The sequence below is a fragment of the Bacillus sp. DE0042 genome (assembly GCF_007680225.1).
In the GTDB taxonomy this organism is placed as follows: Bacteria; Bacillota; Bacilli; order Bacillales; family Bacillaceae_G; genus Bacillus_A; species Bacillus_A wiedmannii.
Genome location: NZ_VEJP01000001.1, coordinates 1,115,181 through 1,135,427 on the forward strand (window position 1 = coordinate 1,115,181; position 20,247 = coordinate 1,135,427).

The 20,247-nt window shown below is 34.2% G+C and carries 26 protein-coding genes; 7 read left to right on the forward strand and 19 right to left on the reverse strand.

All coding sequences use genetic code 11. The features are described 5' to 3' along the window. Positions 1-83: 83 nt before the first annotated feature. The 5 genes from FS802_RS05390 to FS802_RS05410 form a co-directional block, all read right to left on the reverse strand. Positions 84-659 (reverse strand): histidine phosphatase family protein, encoded by a 576-nt coding sequence (locus FS802_RS05390; RefSeq protein WP_000208291.1) that lies wholly within the window; start codon positions 657-659, stop codon positions 84-86. Between the two features lie 122 nt (positions 660-781). Further along, positions 782-1,873, reverse strand: coding sequence for a serine hydrolase (locus tag FS802_RS05395; RefSeq protein WP_098707262.1), 1,092 nt, complete (start codon positions 1,871-1,873; stop codon positions 782-784). A gap of 99 nt (positions 1,874-1,972) precedes the next feature. Beyond that, positions 1,973-2,608 carry a cupin domain-containing protein gene (locus FS802_RS05400; RefSeq protein ID WP_141545875.1) on the reverse strand — a complete coding sequence of 212 codons (636 nt, stop codon included), beginning with the start codon at positions 2,606-2,608 and terminating at the stop codon, positions 1,973-1,975. A gap of 161 nt (positions 2,609-2,769) precedes the next feature. Further along, the gene (locus FS802_RS05405; protein ID WP_000109008.1) at positions 2,770-2,931 is read right to left on the reverse strand and encodes a hypothetical protein; all 162 of its coding nucleotides are present in this window, start codon (positions 2,929-2,931) and stop codon (positions 2,770-2,772) included. Positions 2,932-2,996: 65 nt separating this feature from the next. Further along, a complete protein-coding gene (locus FS802_RS05410; protein ID WP_002011946.1) occupies positions 2,997-3,113 on the reverse strand; it encodes a hypothetical protein in 117 nt (38 codons plus the stop codon). A gap of 41 nt (positions 3,114-3,154) precedes the next feature. Here FS802_RS05410 and FS802_RS05415 point away from each other — a divergent pair, with 41 nt between their 5' ends. Beyond that, a complete protein-coding gene (locus FS802_RS05415; protein WP_048543360.1) occupies positions 3,155-3,577 on the forward strand; it encodes a YfmQ family protein in 423 nt (140 codons plus the stop codon). Positions 3,578-3,629: 52 nt separating this feature from the next. Here the strand turns inward: FS802_RS05415 and FS802_RS05420 are convergent, their stop codons facing one another. The 5 genes from FS802_RS05420 to FS802_RS05440 are packed head-to-tail and all read right to left on the reverse strand — an operon-like array spanning position 3,630 to position 9,421. Further along, positions 3,630-4,463 (reverse strand): hypothetical protein, encoded by an 834-nt coding sequence (locus tag FS802_RS05420; protein ID WP_098653205.1) that lies wholly within the window; start codon positions 4,461-4,463, stop codon positions 3,630-3,632. Positions 4,464-4,483: 20 nt separating this feature from the next. Next, positions 4,484-5,746, reverse strand: coding sequence for an MBL fold metallo-hydrolase (locus FS802_RS05425; RefSeq protein WP_141545876.1), 1,263 nt, complete (start codon positions 5,744-5,746; stop codon positions 4,484-4,486). Further along, a complete protein-coding gene (locus FS802_RS05430; RefSeq protein WP_098707263.1) occupies positions 5,743-7,413 on the reverse strand; it encodes an ABC transporter permease in 1,671 nt (556 codons plus the stop codon). The genes FS802_RS05425 and FS802_RS05430 overlap by 4 nt, the downstream gene beginning before the upstream one ends. A gap of 12 nt (positions 7,414-7,425) precedes the next feature. Next, positions 7,426-8,451: an ABC transporter substrate-binding protein gene (locus FS802_RS05435; RefSeq protein ID WP_000714705.1), complete on the reverse strand. Its 1,026-nt coding sequence runs from the start codon at positions 8,449-8,451 to the stop codon at positions 7,426-7,428. Further along, complete coding sequence (locus FS802_RS05440; RefSeq protein WP_098822917.1) at positions 8,429-9,421, reverse strand: ABC transporter ATP-binding protein; 993 nt, start codon at positions 9,419-9,421, stop codon at positions 8,429-8,431. Before FS802_RS05440 ends, FS802_RS05435 begins: the two co-directional genes overlap by 23 nt. Positions 9,422-9,581: 160 nt before the next feature. Between FS802_RS05440 and FS802_RS05445 the strand changes: the two genes are divergently transcribed. Then, positions 9,582-10,475 carry a LysR family transcriptional regulator gene (locus FS802_RS05445; protein WP_098653202.1) on the forward strand — a complete coding sequence of 298 codons (894 nt, stop codon included), beginning with the start codon at positions 9,582-9,584 and terminating at the stop codon, positions 10,473-10,475. A 40-nt stretch (positions 10,476-10,515) separates the two neighbouring features. Here FS802_RS05445 and FS802_RS05450 read toward each other — a convergent pair whose 3' ends face one another. Together FS802_RS05450 and FS802_RS05455 are read right to left on the reverse strand one after the other, a co-directional pair. Further along, positions 10,516-11,040, reverse strand: coding sequence for a COG3014 family protein (locus tag FS802_RS05450; protein ID WP_000736447.1), 525 nt, complete (start codon positions 11,038-11,040; stop codon positions 10,516-10,518). Between the two features lie 126 nt (positions 11,041-11,166). Next, positions 11,167-12,435, reverse strand: a complete 1,269-nt coding sequence (locus FS802_RS05455) for an MFS transporter (RefSeq protein WP_098653201.1) — start codon at positions 12,433-12,435, stop codon at positions 11,167-11,169. A 118-nt stretch (positions 12,436-12,553) separates the two neighbouring features. Between FS802_RS05455 and FS802_RS05460 the strand changes: the two genes are divergently transcribed. From FS802_RS05460 to FS802_RS05480, 5 genes are all read left to right on the forward strand, one after another. Next, positions 12,554-13,768 carry a helix-turn-helix domain-containing protein gene (locus FS802_RS05460; RefSeq protein ID WP_098653200.1) on the forward strand — a complete coding sequence of 405 codons (1,215 nt, stop codon included), beginning with the start codon at positions 12,554-12,556 and terminating at the stop codon, positions 13,766-13,768. A 66-nt stretch (positions 13,769-13,834) separates the two neighbouring features. Beyond that, complete coding sequence (locus FS802_RS05465) at positions 13,835-14,014, forward strand: H-type small acid-soluble spore protein (protein ID WP_098653199.1); 180 nt, start codon at positions 13,835-13,837, stop codon at positions 14,012-14,014. A gap of 184 nt (positions 14,015-14,198) precedes the next feature. Then, positions 14,199-14,534, forward strand: a complete 336-nt coding sequence (locus FS802_RS05470) for an antibiotic biosynthesis monooxygenase family protein (protein WP_088107009.1) — start codon at positions 14,199-14,201, stop codon at positions 14,532-14,534. Between the two features lie 2 nt (positions 14,535-14,536). Next, on the forward strand, positions 14,537-15,130 hold the full coding sequence (locus FS802_RS05475) for a dienelactone hydrolase family protein (protein ID WP_098116673.1): 594 nt from the start codon (positions 14,537-14,539) through the stop codon (positions 15,128-15,130). 11 nt (positions 15,131-15,141) lie between these two features. Continuing rightward, complete coding sequence (locus FS802_RS05480) at positions 15,142-15,501, forward strand: hypothetical protein (RefSeq protein WP_098116672.1); 360 nt, start codon at positions 15,142-15,144, stop codon at positions 15,499-15,501. A 27-nt stretch (positions 15,502-15,528) separates the two neighbouring features. On the opposite strand, the gene FS802_RS05485 is transcribed toward FS802_RS05480, so the two are convergent. From FS802_RS05485 to FS802_RS05515, 7 genes are all read right to left on the reverse strand, one after another. Then, positions 15,529-15,927: a DUF5367 family protein gene (locus FS802_RS05485; RefSeq protein ID WP_141521304.1), complete on the reverse strand. Its 399-nt coding sequence runs from the start codon at positions 15,925-15,927 to the stop codon at positions 15,529-15,531. Next, positions 15,920-16,504, reverse strand: coding sequence for a TetR/AcrR family transcriptional regulator (locus FS802_RS05490; protein ID WP_098116671.1), 585 nt, complete (start codon positions 16,502-16,504; stop codon positions 15,920-15,922). Before FS802_RS05490 ends, FS802_RS05485 begins: the two co-directional genes overlap by 8 nt. An 87-nt stretch (positions 16,505-16,591) precedes the next feature. Beyond that, positions 16,592-16,762, reverse strand: a complete 171-nt coding sequence (locus FS802_RS05495) for a DUF3951 domain-containing protein (protein ID WP_000602248.1) — start codon at positions 16,760-16,762, stop codon at positions 16,592-16,594. Positions 16,763-16,824: 62 nt separating this feature from the next. After that, positions 16,825-17,136, reverse strand: coding sequence for an AzlD domain-containing protein (locus tag FS802_RS05500; protein ID WP_000425942.1), 312 nt, complete (start codon positions 17,134-17,136; stop codon positions 16,825-16,827). Next, positions 17,127-17,852 (reverse strand): AzlC family ABC transporter permease, encoded by a 726-nt coding sequence (locus tag FS802_RS05505; protein WP_000030495.1) that lies wholly within the window; start codon positions 17,850-17,852, stop codon positions 17,127-17,129. Before FS802_RS05505 ends, FS802_RS05500 begins: the two co-directional genes overlap by 10 nt. Beyond that, the gene (locus tag FS802_RS05510) at positions 17,845-18,681 is read right to left on the reverse strand and encodes a TrmB family transcriptional regulator (protein WP_098116670.1); all 837 of its coding nucleotides are present in this window, start codon (positions 18,679-18,681) and stop codon (positions 17,845-17,847) included. The genes FS802_RS05505 and FS802_RS05510 overlap by 8 nt, the downstream gene beginning before the upstream one ends. A gap of 177 nt (positions 18,682-18,858) precedes the next feature. Further along, on the reverse strand, positions 18,859-20,157 hold the full coding sequence (locus FS802_RS05515; protein WP_098720560.1) for an NtaA/DmoA family FMN-dependent monooxygenase: 1,299 nt from the start codon (positions 20,155-20,157) through the stop codon (positions 18,859-18,861). Positions 20,158-20,247 lie beyond the last annotated feature (90 nt).

Genomic DNA, 20,247 nt, shown 5'->3' on the forward strand with positions numbered 1-20,247 from the left:
AGCCTCCTTTAACACATATTTTTTATGTTACAAAGTCATACTTCTACAATAACTTCTCCCTTTCCTCTTTTTTTGATAAACTTTTACAAATTATTTATCTGATAATCTGTAGACTGTATTCTTTCAGCAGAACTGAAACAATTATTATCAAAAGTTAATTTATACACGTCAGGCATATGAAGGGTTTTCCAAAACTGAAAATCATATTTCGAATCAAAATAATTCATTAGTAATACCATAATATTCCCATGAGTACCTATTACAATATTCTTACCTTTATATTTTTTTAATATACTTTGCATACATATTACAGCACGTCTTTGCGCTACATCATTTGATTCTCCGCCTTCGTATGCAAAAGTCCAGTCTTCCCATACCTTCTGAAGAGCATCATTAAAATCCTGTACTGGTTCTTTACTTAATAGCCTTTCCCGTAAATCTTCTTCCAGTTGTATTGATAAATTATATGTATTCGCAATTCCTTGCACAGTTTGCATTGCCCTTTTGTACGGACTAGAAATCACAACATCAATATGTTTATCTTTTAATAAGCGTGTTACATGCTGCGTATCTAACAAACCTTTTTCAGATAAAGGCCTTTCCCGTTCTTCTTTTGTATATGTAGAGTGGGCATGGCGAACGAAATATATTGTGGTCATTTTTCAACTTCCCTTCTTATTTTCAATCAATATTCAATGAAGTAAATAAGAAATCCTGTATTATAAAAAGAAAAAGGACGCTTTCTAAAAAGCGCCCTTGTTTACATAATAAAATTATTTCGTTATAATTTCTTTCTAAACTCTTCATCTGTTATAGCATCTTGAATAAAATAATCTATATTATTTCTCAGCTTTTGGTATGCAACTTGATCTTCTATATCGTTAAACATAATTACAACTTCTACCTTATTCCCCTTCTTATCTGTAGTATACAAACTTTTTGTCAATACGAATGCGGTAGAGCCACCTTTTTGACCAGCAAATTCTAACTTACTATTATTAACTGTTCCTTTGAAAATATTCTCAATTTCTTCTTGCATTGATTTTGGAAAATAATTTCTACTATTTATCTTTTTCATTATACTCATATAATCTTTAGCGTTGGCACTCACTAATCGATCTGACCAAATTCGCTGAAATTCCATATCTACCTTTAATGGAATATCCCTTTTTTTCCATTCTTCTTCATCTTTCATCCATTCATGAATTTGTAATACATGTTTATTATACTCATCCTTTGACATGTTACGTATCATTTCTAACGATTGATTTTCTGGCTCATGAAGCTCTTTTTCTACATACCCTCTCATATATAGTGCAGCAGTATACGAAGAGAATTTGTCATGACTAGTAAGCTCTAATTCTTTTATACTTTCATTTACCCTTTCTATTCCAAGCTTATCTAACAAATATGTTGTATTTGCATTAGAACTATAATGAATCATCCCTTTAGCGACTTCTTCTAAGGCGATCTGTCCATTTTTCACTAATTCTCTCGCTTTGGCATCTTCTAACCAGTCAGGATGCGCTCCACCATCAGTATTATTAACGTAATATTTTTCTAGCTCCTGCAGTGAAATTTGTTCATCACGGCTTATCTTTCCTTCTGACACTTGCTTAGCAAATTCAACTGCTATGACGATTTTTGCCGTACTTGCTAATGGCAATTTTACATTTTCATTTATAGATGTTAATACTTCCCCATTTTTTCTAATTAGTAATGAACATGTTTTATCATCTTTATGTTCTTTTATGTACTTTAATACATAATCAGGATCTTCTTTTGACAAATAGTACTTCATAATAACAAAGAAAGCTATAACGGCTACTATAATGACTCCTGCAACAATTCCTATAATCTTTAATATGTTCACAATATGCCCCCTCTAGAAATTCCCTTCTATATAATAATTATAACGAATTAAATTACAAAATTAAACAAAACAGAGTAACCCTTCCTAAAATAGAAAGAGTTACTCTATTTCACATGATGTTATGTTTCCATTTAACGTAACGATTATATTTGAGTCGTGACTTTCTTTAACGCTATTTAGTCGATTTGAGTTAGGAGGACCAATTACAACTGACTCCTTAATTGGCGAAAGGTCCTTTCCTAATTTTTCTGCACTTACACCGTATGCAGCTTGAAATACTTCTGGCGGAGTTAATCTAAGTATGTCTGATCCTTCTGCTGTTTCAAACTGATCGTTATTGAAGAACAAATGTAATTGTACTTCTTCTGTTATCGCTGTAATCCAATGCCACCATCCCATTGGAATAAAGACAGTTTGCCCCGCTTTCACATGATAATTTTGCAATTGATTCGTTTCCGGATTTAAAATGGATGTAACTGCTTCTCCTGATACAACAACATCTAATTCCCACGCATTCGGATGCCAATGTGGTTCCCTCATATGCCCTTTCGTCATAAACAAATCAACAAACGCCCCTCCTATCATCGCTGGTAACTGCGTTGACGTAACTTCATATGCAACGTTTTTCTCATCTCTTTTAAAAAAGACATTTTTTCTTGAATCAAAGAAAAGGTTTGGAGTTCCTGAGCTTTTCTTTAAATTTTTATTATCTGGAACATAACCTGAACTACTCATTTTATCCCTCTTTTCCACTCCGAACATTTCTACTTTCACACTGTATCGTATGGAAAAAATGTATGAATGTGCCTATCATTCACATAACAAAAAAAACATGCCTTCATGATGAGAGCATGTTTTGTGATATTTTTCACATTGTTTAGTTAAAAAATAAACGTTTACTTACCATGATGTAACATTAAATCACTAAGTTCTTCTTCAATGTGATTTAATTTCGCAACGCCTTCTTTCCATTTATGAATATAACGTGAAACCCCGACAATAAATAAAACAATAATTGTAGAAAGAATAATACCATATACGATTGTTACAGTACTCATAGTTACACTTCCTTATAATTAGTAATGTTGTTATTAGTTATATTTTTATTATAAACCTTTTTCTTTTAAAATACTTCGATTTCAACTTTTTGTAACAAAATTGATTTTTCTAATATTTCGTTCGTAAAAATGGCATATTTTTCACAAATTATACAAAACTTCACCATATGTACTATTACCATATGAGTTATATTATTTAATAGGAAAAAGGGGATGATATACTATGACGACGTGGTTTATTGTTATGTTAGTTGTATTTGGGGCATTTAAAATTATCGTTTCTAGCCTTCCCAACTCTGTTATTGAATCCATTATTAGCAAGTACGAGACACATCCACAACTTGAAGAAGAGAATGCGACTGTTACAATCAATGGAAATAACTTAGAAGGCGAACAGAAATCCAAAATTATTCATGATTTTAACGAAGGTTTATTTTTAGATCGCTATTATGCACCACCACACAATGAGGGCACGCCTTTAATTATCAATGCAAAACGTGGCAAAAAAGATTTTACATTTTATATTTATAGTCATGAAGAGCATGTTGATGTTGTAAAGCAACATAAAAAGAAGGTAGTTGCTTATAGTTTACGCTCTAAAAACCTTCAAAATAATGATATGTTCGTGTCAGCTGATTTAGCTTAATACTCATATATTAGAAAAAGGAATCCATGGAATATGGATTCCTTTTTACTATTCACTGAAAAATAAGTTCTGTCTTCAGACTATCTTTCGGTAACAACCATCCTTTTTGTTCTAAACTCTTCATTAATAATTCTCTTTGTTTTGTTGCAATACTTTCCTCATTTGTTTTAAACGATACTTCTATTACGAAATCATCTTCTATTTTCCCTGTATTACTTAGTGGCCAAACTTCAATATTCGTTTTAATATTTTCAAATTCAGCTGTATACCGTTTCATTAATACAGGGCCATAAATACGAGAATTTTTGAGCATTTCTTCTCCCCAATTTGTATACAACCATTTGTTCATTTTCCCTGGCAACTTTTCTATTAACATATTTTGAGCAGCTCGTTCTTTTGGTAAATCAAGTACTCCATATCCTTTAGCACTGTAGCTTTTCTTATTTGAAATACTTAACGTTTTCTTCTCAAATCCCCAATCTATTTCTGCCTCATAGTTATCAGTTTTACTATCAAATCCATCTTTTTTAGCCACTTCTAGTGCATCTTGAATTACACCATTTTGAATAGGATATCTTTTTTTATATGTTAGCTCAAAATCTTTACTAAATTCTTTCTTTCGAATTCTCGCAAACCAACCTTCATTATTTAAATTTTTATTTGCCGTATCTAAAAATTGCACTTGTATTCTTTCATAATTTGTACCAGCCTGGAAATATTCTAATACCTCTTGATTTATCTCTTTGTTATAACCTAATACTTGTTCTGGTTTTAATAATAATTTCACTTCAAAACTAGGTGTCATCGGACTGGCAGCAAACCCTTCCTTAACGTTATAAAGGAAACAACAAAAGAAAATGCTTACGAATACAAATACTTTTTTCATATACCTATCTCCTTTACATTTTAAATGACTTCTATACGCTCCATAGTAAGTGAATACACATTTTCATACCCTGCTATACTAAGCTTTTCCTGCAATCGATCCGTATCCTCTTTCAAAGCGTGTACTAACACCGTATGTTCTGGTAATAATGTATTTAACATCTCTTTCACATCTCTTATACTTTGGTGAACTTTATATGGAACTCGCGTCACCCTACATTCTTTACCTACACATTCTTTCAAAACTTTGTCTGCAAAACTCCCTTTAGCAATATGTCCAGTAAATATAATGGAATTTCGTTCTTCATATCGCAGTTGTTCATAATATAACTGCGCTCGTTTCGTTTGCATATTCGCATCACTCATTATAACTATTCCATAACTATTTTGCGTACCAAAGTCATGATCCATAACGATTATGTTTCTTTTTAAACTCTCCATAAGCCCTTCAAGTTCTTCATTATTTTTGATCCAATCTTTATATACGAACATCTCTTGAAATCCATCCAAAATTTCTTGATCTACTATAATGGGAAGTTCTTTATATTTTTCATATAAATACAATACGATATCTTGCGCCCTACCAAGCGGTGGCAATGGCAATAATGCTATTCCTTTCTTTTGCGCAACTCGTTCAATTTCTGTACACAGTTCGTTTATTCGTTCGTGTTGCGAAACATCATCAGTATGATAAGCGGCATCTACGATTGCGACTTTTATATCGCCGTGCAACTTCTCAGGTAAATTAGCTCGTAGTATGTTAGACTCCGCTGAATAATCGCCAGAATAAAATACATATGTATGACTCATGTCCACTAAAAACCAAACAGCCCCCAATACATGCCCACTATACCCCCATTGAAAACGCAATGTAGGTGTAATCTGTATCCATTCATTCGGATTACTAATCTCATCAATATATACATAATTTAAATCTTTAACATTTTGGTCGTTATAAGGTACATTCCATCCTTGCGTCAAATTATAGTTTCTCCATTTTTCATAATAAGCGGGAAGTTGCTCCTTCGTATAACGAGTCGTCCAAATTTTTTTCTTATATCCATACTTCGCTAATAAAGGTAAGCCCATCGTATGATCTTCATGAATATGTGATAAAAATACTGCATCTAAAAACGGTACAACTTCCCTCTCTATCTTTGGATAACTATCCTCATATGACCGATTAATACCACAATCAAATACTATTTTCGTCTCTTTATTTTTTACGAAGTAGCAGGAGCGACCGTATTCTCCCGCTCCTCCCCATACTTCTATCCTCATCATGCTACCCCTTTTCGTTTTTGCTCCATATGTTGCAGAAGTAATAAACATATTGTTGTAAGTCCAACTGAAACGACAGCCATTGCCATGCCAATAGATACTTCTCCTTGTTCAAATTGAGCAAAAATAAATGTTGCTGACGTTTCTACTGATGGAGGCAGTACGAGAAGGGATGCTACTAACTCTCTTATCGAGATTGTAAATATCATCGCCCACCCAGCAAGAATTCCCGGGATAATAAGAGGTAATATTATTTTTCTAAAAATATAAATATAATTTCCAGAAAAAATACTTCCTGCCTGTACTAGAGAATCATCAATTTGCACGAGCGATGCTTTTACATATTGCACCGTATAAGGTAAAAAAAGAACAACGTACGTTACGATAACCATGACTGGCGTATTGTAAATTGACATGGGCATATAGGGTGAATTCCAAAATAAAATAAGCCCTACAACCATCACGATTCCTGGTACCATATTCGGTAACATACCGCACATATCAAGCCATTTTTCAGAAGAGTTTTTCCCCTTTCGAATCATAAGCGCCAAAAACACTCCAATAGTAGCAGCAATAATCGCTGTTATAAGTGAAAAAAGAAAACTGTTCCATAAAGCCTCTAATCCTGGAGATCCAATTGTAAACAATGCTTCATAATGGCTCGTTGTAAAGTTGTTTATATGTAAGCCACCGCCTCTTAATTTTGATAATGAAGCAATCAGTATAGAAAAATACGGGATTCCAATTGATACGATTAATAAACCAATTACATAGCCCCATGCTACAATGCGTGTAAATATAGACAAAGTATACCTTTTAGACTTCACACCTTTTCCACTAACCATTGCATATGAATACTTTCGATTCAATACATTTTGCATATACCAAATGAGCATACACGCACTAAGTAATAAAGAAGATAATGCTGTTGCACTACTAAAATCAATCGGCCAACTCGAAATAAATTTATGAATCTCTGATGTTAACACATGAAATCCTATTCTTCGTCCGAATGTAGCCGGTGTTCCAAATTCAGCAATCGTCTTTACGAAAATAAGTAAAGCACCCATTACATAACTTGATACTAATAATGGTAATATTATTTTTCGTAAACGATAGAAAAAGTTTCCACCATGAACCGCTGCAGCCTCTTCTTTACTACTTCCAATTTGAAGTAACGTGTTTTTCAACATAAAGTAAAGAAATGGGAATAAATGCAGACTCATAATTAAAACCATACCTCCTAAACTAAAAAATGAAGATGAAATCGTCTTTAGCATCGGGAAAAACTGTTCGAAATAGCCGTTCGGCTGCATGAACAAAATCCAGCCCATCGATCCAATATATGGCGGTGTCATAAATGGAATCATAAAAATAATATCCAATTTACTATACTTTCCAACATCTGTTTTGCTCATAATAAACGCCAATGGAAATGCAAATACGGTTGCTCCTATTACTACGAGTACACCTAGAAGCATCGAGTTTAGAAAAATCCCGGCTAATCCACCACTCTGCATCACTTCAAAAGGCTTTAAAAAATTCCAACTACTATTTTCATATACGCTAGAAAATAAAATGAGGAAAAGCGGAATGACGATTAACATCGCCACAAGTAACAACGCTACCGTCATTCCAACTTGTCTTACTGATACAAATCGATTTACCATGTAATCACCATCTTATTGAAATACTTTCTTAAATTGTTTTCCTATTTCATCTTGTTCTTTCTCAACTGTTTTCCAATCAATATTTAATACCGGAATCTCTTCTACATTTGGTCTATTTTCAGCTTTTATATCTGTTCTGCCTGGTAATAAATACGCTTTAGAAACTTGTTTTTGCACATCATCTGATAATAAATAATCAATAAACTCTTTTGCACCCTCTACATTTTTACTATCCTTCATAATACCTGCTGCACGTGGGCTAATAACTGTTCCGCTTTTTGGATAGACAATATCAACCGGTTCGCCCTTTGCTTTTGCACTGTACGTCATATAATCAACACCAGCAATGACCATATCTTTTGCACCGGTTACAACTGGATCTAACGCTTCTTGATTTGCCCCCGCAACTGTAACTTCATTTTTCTTAAGCTGTTCAAATAAATTCCATCCATCTTTTCCATTCTTTTTCACATATCCTGTCACAAAGTCTAATGCTGAACCTGATAGTGCTGGATCTGGAAGATTCACTTTTCCTTTCCATTCCCCTTTTGTTATATCGCTCCAATCTTCAGGCGCTGTCTTCACATTTTTTGTGTTATACACAATTCCTAATGCTGAAGCACTATATCCAAAATAATGTCCTTTATCATCCGACCATTCAGAACGAAGCTTATCAGCTTGTTTCGCTTCTTTATAAGCTAACGTTTGCCCATCCTTTTTTAATCCTTCCATCGCTGGTAAAGATGCAAGTACGACTACGTCAACGACTGGATTTTTCTTTTCAGCTTCCATTCTCGCTAAAATCTTACCTGTTGTTCCTTGAAACATTTCTACTTTTATGCCTGTTTTCTTTTCAAAGTCCTTTTGTATTTTTTCTGCTAATCCTTTTGGCCCCGCACTATATACAACAATTTTCTTTTCATTCGCATTTTTATTTTTGGCATCTGCACTACCTGTCTTTGAACTACACCCTGTTACTACAGCAGAAAATAATAACGTACATACAAATAAAGACTTAAGCGAACTGAATTTCTTCATACGATTCTCCCCCTATATGATGAATACATTTTTTTGGCACATATAACGATACTGGTTTACCGATCCTTAATTTACTATTGTGATAAACTGTCCATATTCCAAGTGCACCCATGTTTACTTTCATTTCATACCGTTCTCCTACATATGTAACGTGCTGAATTTCACCTGTATACATTTCGCACACTTCATTTTTCGTCCAGCTCACATGCTCTGGACGAATCATTTGTTTACCCTCTACAAGCCAATTTGCCTTACCAACAAATTTTGCAACAAATTCATGAGATGGCTTCACATAGATGTCTTCTGGTGTTCCTTTTTGTAATACTTCTCCTTGTTTCATGACAATAATTTGATCTGACATTGACATTGCTTCTGTTTGATCGTGCGTGACATACAAGGCCGTTAAACCGATCGAATGAACGATATCCATAAGCTCTAATCGCATTTCTTCTCGCAAAATTGCATCGAGTGCACTCAGCGGTTCATCAAACAAAATAAAATGCGGTTTTGTTACAATCGCTCTAGCAAATGCGACACGTTGCTGCTGTCCACCAGAGAGTTCATGCGGATACCTTTTCTCCATCCCTTGCAGGCGAACTCGCTTTATTGCATCTTCTACTTTTTCCCGTAATTGATTCGTTTGCTTTGTAGCCCTTAAACCAAATGCAACATTTTCAAATACTGTCATATGCGGCCATAAAGCAAAATCTTGAAATACCATACCGATATTACGTTCATGAGGAGATGTTTTTATTTTTTTCGCACCAGAATACATGCACTTATCTCCAAAATATATTTCACCTTTATCTGGCTCTTCAAGTCCTGCAATCATTCTAAGTAAAGTCGTTTTTCCGCATCCCGAAGGCCCTAAAAGTGTAGTGAATTCACCTTGTTTCATGACAATTTGTAACGGTTTTAACGCCTGTGTTTTTCCAAACTTCTTTTCTAATCCATAAATTTTAATATCCATCGTTTCACCTCTTTCCCCTCACTCTTAACCTGCTTTCATTCTATCTGGAAGATTTATACTGAATGTTAATGTACTGTAAAGATTAAATTAAAAAACTTCTAATAAACTATTTATTTCTATAGATTTTTTCTATAGTTAGAAGAAAAAGGAGCACCTTGCCATGAATCTCTTAAAATTAGAAATTGTAGTGCTTATTAAGAAATATAAAAAACTTACACTTGTTGCAGAAAAACTTGGTGTTAAACAACCTACTATTACATTCCATATAAAAAGCTTAGAAGAGGAACTCGGTGTGCCTTTATTTGAATTACGTTCTGGAAGATATTTCTTAACAGAGGCTGGTGAGGCACTGCATCATTATGCTTGTAAAATAGATGCACTTATGAAAGAAGCTAGGCGGGTCACGCAAGAATTTAAAGATTTTCATAAAGGTGCTATAACAATTGGCGCTAGTTATGTACCAGCGACTTATCTTTTACCAGAAATTATTCACCAATTTCAATACGAATTCCCAAATATAAAAATAACAATTATGGTAAAAACAGCTCCTGAAATTCGAGTAATGCTACAAAATCATGAAATTGATCTCGGGGTAATTTCTGCGGCACCGTTTGATGAATCACTTTTAAAAGAAACAAAAATAATACCTGATACACTTGTTCTTGCTTTCTCCAAAGAACATCATTTCTCAAAAAAAGAAAATGTATCATTACAAGATATTGAAAAAGAACGTATACTATTGCATCGTAACCCATCTACAACGAGAGATTTACTTACGCAATGGATGTTAGAACATAACATTACGTTCCAATCTGAAATTGAATTAGATTCATTAGAAACGATGAAACAAATTTTAAAATATGGTAATGGAGTTGCTTTTATTTCTAAACTCGCTATTGAACAAGAAGTACACCGAAATGAACTATGCTACATGCCCATCCCTGGATTTGAATTTCAACGTAACATTTATACGATTCATCATGAGGACAGGTGGAATTCTAAAATTATTTCTTTTTTACTACATAGCATCACTTCTTATGCAGCAAAAAATTAAAAGGCCGTCGTTATACACGACAGCCTTTTAAACTATTACTCTATTTATTTTTCTTTGCTTCAATTTTTTCTTGTGCCTCTTCAGCCTTATCTAATGCTTCTGAAACTTTCTTCTCTTTTTCTTTTACATCATCTATACTGTCGACAGCTTTAATGAGTTTATCGATTCCTTCTTCTTCTACTTTTCTCCGTTTTGCCACTCTTTCATTTACTTTCTTTTCCACATCTTTTGCTTTTTGAAGCATATCCTCTGCATTTGATGTTACAGCTTTTTCAAGTGCATCGTCTTTTTTCTTTTGTAGCACTTCATTTGCAATATCTTTCGTTTCTAAATACTTACCATCTTTTAATGCTGTCGCACCACGATCCAATAACTGAGCGACTTCTTTATATGCTTTCGCTTCATTTCCTGTTTTCTCTTTTTCCGCTTTTTCAAACCACATAATCGCATCACTATATTTTTCATTTTTCAATGATTGCATACCTGTTTCAATATACGTGTCATAATTACTGCATCCAGCCATTACGACTAATAGAAAAAGCATAACAAAACTTAATTTTTTCATGATGTTTTCTCCTTTTCTTTGCCTGCTCACTATACTGTAACACACATGAAAAAGAGTTTCAAAAACTAAAATACTAATTTGGTCATTTTTATAATGATAAGTCAAATTTTTATTATTTTCTTATTTTTAAGCTGATACATCTACTTGTTTTTTCGCCATATGTTGCTTTACTCCAACTAATACAACTAACAATAAACCTCCGCCTATCGTCATCATAACAATGCTAGTTGGCAACATATCTAATAATAATCCATATACAATCATACCGAGTGGTGCGATTGCAGTAGCAATTGTTTCAAGTAGGCCAAACACACGCCCTAAGTAGCTCGGATCTGTCGTTTTTTGCATATGTACTTGCATCGGAATATTTACAATCATAATTGCTATACCCGTTAACATCATAAAAGCAATATAGTAAATAAAACTTGCCCCTTTTGAAATGGTAACTACCAATGGGAAGACTGTACATAAACTTAAACCCGCAAACAAAAACAGCCCAGTATAAATAGAACGAAACGGATTATTCACTTCTTTACGCACCGATAAAGCAATCGCACCCATTAGCATCCCGACTGCTAACATTCCCTCTACAGTACCGAGTTGCTTTGAAGATAGATGCAATGTATGGACGATAATGTATGGAAGTGCAACGGTTAGCCCACACGCAAAAAAGTTTACCCACAATGCTATTTTCATTAAACCATATATTTCATGCTGGCGTTTTACATATAAAAAACCTTCTTTTATACTCGTCAAGAAACGCTCTTTACTCTCAGCCACTTCTTTTTTATATAAATCAAATACAATAAATAATTGCAAAATAACTGCTAAAAAGAACGTAATACTATTTAACAAAAAAAACGACTTAATTGAAAAGAAGCCAAATACAACTCCACCAATAATCGGCCCTAAAATATTTGATAAAGAAGCTGCCGTTTGATTTAAAGCACTCGCTTTTTGAATACGCCCCGCATCTACTAAATTAGGAATAGACGAAGTTAATGCAACAGAATAAAAACTTGCACAAATTGATAATAATGCCGCTGAAATATAGATAAAAAGAAGTGACGGTCCAAATATAGTAGCAAGAATAAACATAATAAGCATCGTTAAACTACTTAATAAATCAGTGCCAATGACAAGCCATTTTCGATTCACACGATCAGCTACAGCACCCGCAATCGGACCACAAATCATCCTTGGAAGTGATCCACAAACAAGCGTAATAGCAAACCCCATCCCTGAACCAGTTGTCTTTAATACGTATAATCCCATGGCAAACGTATAAATACCCGCCCCTAACAAGGACGTCATTTTTCCAATCATCATTAAAATAATATTTCTCGTTGCAACTTTCATTCTTGCATCATGTTGTCCTATACTTATATCTCCCATAATGACTCTCTCCCCTTAAAAGTTAAATTGTGTTAAACTTATTATATAATCAACTTTCCAATTTTTACAACAAAAAGTTAAATACAATTTAACTTTTTAATGATAAAGGAGCAATAATATGGCAACTCTCGGCGAAAAAATTAAGGCATTACGAAAAGAAAAAAAACTTACACAAACAGAGCTGGCAGGTTCGGAACTGACAAAAAGTATGCTTAGTCAAATTGAAAATGGAAAAGCTACACCTTCCATGAAAACATTACAATATATTGCTGAAAAACTTGAATGTGAAACGAGCTTTTTATTAGAGGAAGACGATGATGAAATTGTAGAACTCATTACAAAAATGGAGCAACTCATAAAGGAAAATAAATGTGATGAAGTATATGAAACTCTACTACCGATTGTTCAAAAAGAGCTACCTTCTACTATAAATACGGCTCGTTTATATAAACAATTCCTAACAGGAGCAGCTATTATGAACGATTATAATATTGAATCTTACGTTGAAACCGCTGTTTCTATATTTGAAAAATATACTTTATATCGAGAAAGCACTGAAACGAAACTACTGTTTTACTATATGCTCTACAAACGGAAAAAATATAAAGAATGTTTACAGTTGATTACCAAAATTCGCGATGAATATAAAACGAAGAATTTAGAAATGGATCTTATTACACATATACAATTATATTTAAAAGAAGCAATTATTTTACTCGCATATGGTAATTATGAAAAATGTGAAAAAGTCATTTTAGATGCACTTGCATTTTCAAAAAAACACCAAGTGTATTATAAAACAGATGAATTTTACCGTATTTTATCTTATCAAAAAATCATTACAACTGATAAAGAAAGATATTTATATTACATAAAAAAATCTGAGCAATTTGCCATTTTTACAGAAGATACTTTATCCGCTGCAAATATACATATATTAAAAGCTTATTACTATAACACCGTTACGAATGAATATACAATTGCATTAGAACATTTAGAACAATTCCGAGAAAAACTAAAAGATGTACCAATTTTTCAAGACGATGGACTGTATTATCTTGAAAAAGGAAAATCTTTGTATGGCTTAAAACGTTATAAGGACGCTTTGGAAACATTAAAACACGCTACTATACCAGATTATATGAGTCATCCACTTGATCAATCGTGGTTATTAACAGCTGGATCTTATCGTGCTCTTTGCTATATAGAACTTCAAGATAAAACAGCTGCACTCAAAGAAGCAAAAGAAGCAGTTCAAGCGATAGATAGCTATCCTGATTCCATCTTCTCTTCATTTATTAAAGAAACATTACAAATAATACAAAAACTTTAAGAATGTCTCGAAATGGTATATTATTCCTCTTTTTCAGCAAAGATAATAATGATGGGAGGAATATAAATGAATATTCAACGTGCAAAAGAGCTTTCTATGTCATCAGAACAAGCGAATGTCAGTTTTCAAGGCATGCCTGTTACAATTCAACACGTCGATGAAAACAACGAAACCGCCCGCATATATGAAGTAAAAAATCCAGGACGCGAATTAACTGTTCCAGTTAATAGCTTAGAGGAAATATAAAAAATGCCACTTCGATTTTGAAGTGGCATTTTTCTTCCTTTAGATTGCTTATTATAAATTTCTTGTATCTTCTCTTTTACAGGAGCTAAAAAAATAAGAATTTTCTACTTCTTTTCTTTTTGTGACCTGCTAAAATACAAACTATGGATTAATCATTCACACTATACATTAAGGGGGAAAAATAATGGCATCTAATTTAGAAAAAAACAAGTCTTATTATGCAGTTATATTCACTTCTAATTTATCAAATAATACAACAGATTATAGTAACGTTGCCGACAAAATGGAGGAACTTGCAAAGCAGCAACCTGGATTTCTAGGTGTAGAAAGTGCGCGAGATCATTCAGGACTTGGAATCACAATTTCTTATTGGGAATCTCTTGCGGCAATTGAAAATTGGAAACAGAACGCCTTACATAAAGAAGCGAAAAAAAGAGGTCTTGAGCAATGGTATGAAAACTTCCACCTGCGTATCTGCCTTGTTGAAAAAGAATTTAAGTTTCATAGAGGTACTTTATAACTATGAAGAAAAAATTAGCTCTCGTTGCTGTTCATGAAATATATGGTGTGAACGACCATATGCATCACGTTACCCACCACTTCACTTCATCTCAAATAGATGTATTCTGTCCTAATCTTCTACAATCACAACACGCATTTCATTATAGTGATGAAGAAAAAGCATATGAACATTTTGTAAATCATGTTGGATTTGATGATGGGAAATACCAAATTGAAGAATTCATCAATACTCTTTCAAGTAATTATACACATATTGGACTTATCGGCTTTAGCGTTGGAGCTACCATCTCATGGCTATGTAGTAACAATCCGAAAATAGATTTTATTATCGGATGTTACGGTTCTCGTATACGCGACTATGTTCACATAAAACCTACATGCGCTACATTACTTATATTCCCTGAAAAAGAATCTAGTTTTTCAGTATCCTCTTTAATCCAAACATTGCAGCGACAAAAGAATCCTTTATTAGAAATAAAACAACTACACGGTGAACATGGATTTCTAAATCCGTACTCCGAAAAATATAGCGAGAACTCTACAAAGCAGGCATACAATATAATAGATTCATTTCTTGCAAGAACAATCTTATAAAGGAGATCTAAATGACGCTTATATTACTCTTACTCAGTTTCATACTCATCGCCTTTATATTAGCGCTAACTATCATTTTTATAACCGTAAAAAAAGGGGAGTTTTTCAAACGCCCCCACTTACAATCTATTATCGTCTGCATTTTATTTTTTACAAATTGGATCTTATATGTAACAACTTTTTATACGTTACTTCCTGAGAAAGTTAGTGAATTCATATTCCTGCCCATTTGGTTTTTTCTTTGTATTTTAGGTTGTATCGTTTTCTGTCGCGAATGGAGAAACAATCGTGTGTTCTCAATATGTATCGGTTTTCTTTCTTTTATTAGTTTTCTATTTGGGTTATTGTTGTTAGTGCTTTCGGGGATGTAATTGTTGTAAAGAGGATAACATACCTCTTTACAACAATTTTTTTCGTTCCATGATGAAAGGGATTGTTAAATATAATGCATAGGCAATAACCATCCAAATGGTAAATGATATGATTTGCTGTGAAGAGAATTGTGAGAATAGATTAGAAGAATTATATAAGATGTAAGTATCTAAAATTAAACCGATTGCTGTACCGCATATACCTAACTTAATAACTGCATATTTCGTAGTATCTAGTTTTTTGTATAACCACATTACAAAGTATAAGGCTATAGCTGTTCCTAATTCAAGAAACGTCAATTGTAGAAAAAATCTACTTGAAGTGTATTCTAATAAAACGGAAGAACCGAAAATAATGAAGAATGCTGAGGCAAAAAACCATATACCAATCGAAAATAATATAGTGAGCCAAAATCTGTTATTCACTGACATTACCTCCATTTTTTAGCACTGTAAACTTTTCCAAGAGCATATATAAATCACCATATACTTTGTCTGTAGAAAAAGATGGATTGAATAATGCTTGCAATGCCAACCCGTCAATTAATGCATTACATAAAACGCTCAATGTTTCAGTTGAAATTTGAGATGTCATTGTATCTCCTATTTTTTTATTTAACACTCCTTTTAATTTTTGATTTTCATAATGTAACAATCCACCAATTTTATCTTTCATCGCACCATTTTGTAATCCACTAGCTACTAATTGAAAGAACAAATGATGATACATTGAATCTTTCACACATCTACTTTCCGCAGACTGTAAAGCCTTCTCTAACTGTACATCTTTTCCTATTTGTCCCCATGACGCTTTACAAAACGATTCAGTTACTTCAAGTAATAATTGATCCTTCGTTTTAAAATGATAATATACGGTACCTTGTGTAACTTGAGCACTTTCTGCAACTGCTTTTAATGTCAACTTTTCCATCCCGTTCTCTGCAATAATTGCTTTTGCTGCTTCTAGTAACTTCTCTTTATTAACAACGTTCGGTTTTGCCACTTCTACAACCTCCTTTTAAGTTAGTTGGATAACTAACTTAAATTATACAGAAAAATCAGATAAAACAGAAGGAAGAAAAGCCAACTTTCAACTTTTCTTCCTTCTATGTTTACCTTTAGCTTTCACTGTCACTGATTCACAAGGTGTATAATATATTTGAGGTGTCGCCTTATCAACAAACATCATAAACGTGACGAAGCCGATAATAAATAAAATAAACAACGTTAACAAAATTGCTCCTATCGTTAAAAGTATCATAACACCACCCCTATATCTTTCATGTTATTACACCTTTCGCTATTATATGAGCGTAATCCTTTTTAGAAAAAGAAACGTAACAAAATAATCACAATCACTCCCGTTAATACTGTTCCTAATAAACTACGAGTATATATCGCTACAAGAAATGTTGGGATTGCTGCGATAAGGTAATCCCACTGCATCGTCTCATGCATAAATAATACTTGAGCTAAAAGTGCTGCTAATATCGCAATTGGTATGTAATTTAACCATTTTAAACCCCAGTCTGGAATTTGTAGTTTGCTAAATACGAGTAGAGGTAAAATACGTGGCACGAGTGTGACAGCTCCAGCTGCTAGTAAAAGTAATAGTACGTCTAATCTCATTTCCATTTTTCAATCACAACTCCAATCGTCGCAGCTAGTAATGTTGCGATAATAACTGCTATACTATCTGGCATAAATAAGTGTGAAACGTATGCAATCATAATCGCTACAATTGCAACAGTAAGATGAATTGCTAGTTTCGGTTTACTACTTATGAGCTGAAGGACAAATAATCCGATAAACATTGCTGGTAATGCATAATCCATCCCGTACGTATGTGGATCTGGTATCCACTCACCAAACAGCCCGCCAATAATAGTAGCAAGAATCCAATTTAAATATGCTGTTACATTTAAGCCCATCATCCACCTGTCGCCTACATATCCTTTTTGCGCTGCATGCTGTACTGCCACGCCGAACGTTTCATCTGTAATTTGAGAACCGATAATTACATTTTTTAATAGAGGAAGTTTCGTAAAGTATGGTGCAAGGGCAGCACTCATTAGAAGGTGGCGTAAATTAACAAAAAAGACGGTGAAAATGATTGCTGAAGCAGGAGCACCGGCTGCATACATACCAGCTAATATAAATTGGGCAGAACCTGCATAAATTAAAGTGGACATAAATGCAATTTCAATGATGGAGAAACCTGCTGTTTTTGCAATTACACCAGCTGCTATACCGATGCTCAAATAACCAAATACAGTTGGTAAACAATCTTTTACTCCTTGCTGAAATGTATCATCGCTCTGCAAAGCTACATGGGCCTGAGCTTTACTCATCCGTATCATCCTCCATTCTTTCCATCGTTCGTTTTCCTGTTACGACATGAACTAAATCTATATTTTCACGCCACAACGTATCTAACTTATCAGCCCCAAACTCCTTCGTAATTTCTTCGACCATAATATCGTGCCGCACATACTCTGTAGCAACGAGAACTAGTGCTGGGTCATACGTTGTAACGGCCCATGAAGTGCTATCATTTGAGAAGTTCGCAATTAATACTTCCTCTCCATCACGAGCAATAACAGTTAAATGACCACCCATTCTCTTTTCAACAACGTGGGGCGTCATATAATTATGGTGAAACGTCGCGCCTATTTTTGTATTTGGAGCGCCAAATAAGATTGAAAATATATGTACACCTTCCTCTTCCTTTTGACGAATATATGGCTCAATTTCATGCACTTGATCTTCCCAAACAGAAATCCATAGCTCTTCCTTCGCCCTATTAATTATATTGCATATTTCTTTTACAACACGATCATTTGAGCGAATATGCGAAATTACATCTATTTGTCGCTCTTGTTCTAAACAATTTAATTTTCGGTCTAAAAATTCAAAGGACTTTTCAAAATCTTTTCGCATTCGATCCATTAACTCCGTAGCTGGTACTGGTACATATTTCACTGGTTCAGTAGGAACGATATGCACCGCTCCTTTATCCATCAATTTACCGAGTACTTCATAAATCATCGAACGCGGTACCCCTGTTTGCTTACTCACTTCATACCCGGTTACTGGGGAATGTTTTAATAGTCCAATATACGCTTTACATTCATATTGGGAAAAACCTAACTTTTGTAATTCCTTTATTATTTCATCCATCAGCAATCCCTCACATTCTATATAACTCTCATCTCAAAACGATGTATTTATATTAGTAGTTATTAGTATACCTACTAATATAAAAAAACAGACCCGCAAAGTCAATTGATAATTCTGAAATTTAACCCAAAAATAAAAAGCCTTTCATCAGAAGGCTTTTTCTACATACTATTTCACTTATTTTAGTTGCAACGTATTTGATAGATTCTCCTCCAAATGCTCCCGTAAAGTAGAACCTGTATACTCTTCCCTAAATACACCAGCTTTCACGAATAGAGGAATAACTTCACTAAAGAATAGATCTAGTGACTTTGGAGGTCCTCCTGGAATGGCGATAAATCCATCTAACGCTCCGGCCTCAAACCTATCCATAATTTGTTTCGCAACGTCTTGCGCTGTACCAACCGCAACCCAATGAGCTGAGCCAACAACTTCTGGTCGTTCTAGTATTTGTTCAACAGTTGGTTCATTTTTAATAATGTAGCTCCGTAATAATTCAGCGTGTGTTTTACTGCGAACAGTTTGATCACGGCTTGGCAACATCTCTTCCGTAATCTTACTATCTAGGGGAATCCCTCTCGCATCTAGCCCGAGAACCATTTCGAGTAACGAGTATCTCTTCTCTTTTGTGAGATGTTGATGTGCTTGCCTATGCATGTCTAACGCTTCTTCATATGTATCACCGATAAAGAAATATAATCCAGGTAATACACGTATATCATCTTGCTTTCGGCCATGCTGTTCCGCTCTTCTTCTTAAATCTTGACGCAGTTCCATTCCTGACTCTACATCTGGCGTTGCAGCAAAAATTGCATCCGCAACAGAAGCGGCGAAATTCCGGCCTGACTCTGAAGCACCAGCTTGGAATAATGGCATTTCTCCTGAAATGTGCTGCGGAATATTAAGTGGACCTTTCACCTCAAAATATTCGCCATTATGCTCAATGGGCTTTACCATCTCTCTAATAACATCAGGATTATCTACTTTCAAAACTTCATTAGGGTGACTTCCCCAAAGTTTTCTTACTAACGCTGTACATTCTGCCGCTTTCGCGTATCGTTCCTCAGATGGTGGCATTCCTTCCTCTCCAAAGTTTTCAGCGCCGTCAATGGATGTAACAATATTCCAACCAACTCGGCCGTTGCTAATCCAGTGTAAAGACTGTAATTGCCTCGCTAATATATATGGTGGATAAAACGACGTTGAAGCAGTCGTAACGACTCCAATTTTTTCTGTTGCATAAGCAATAGCAGTAAACAATAACGTCGGATCTAAAATGACATTTCCCTTATTACGAGCAATTAAATCTGGGTGCGCCACTAAATAATCTGCTTTAAAAACAAAATCTAACTTCGATTTTTCTGCTCGTTTCGCTAACTCTACTTGTTCATCAATTCCCGAATCAAATATACACTCTTCCTCTTTCTTTCTCGAAATTAAACATAATCCAATGCAAAGTTGATTTTTTGTAGACATATACACACCATCCCCTTGTTTTTAATTCACTTCGTTAAACAAATGTTGCTATCATTATGAGATTCCATTCTTATGAAAATAGATAAAATG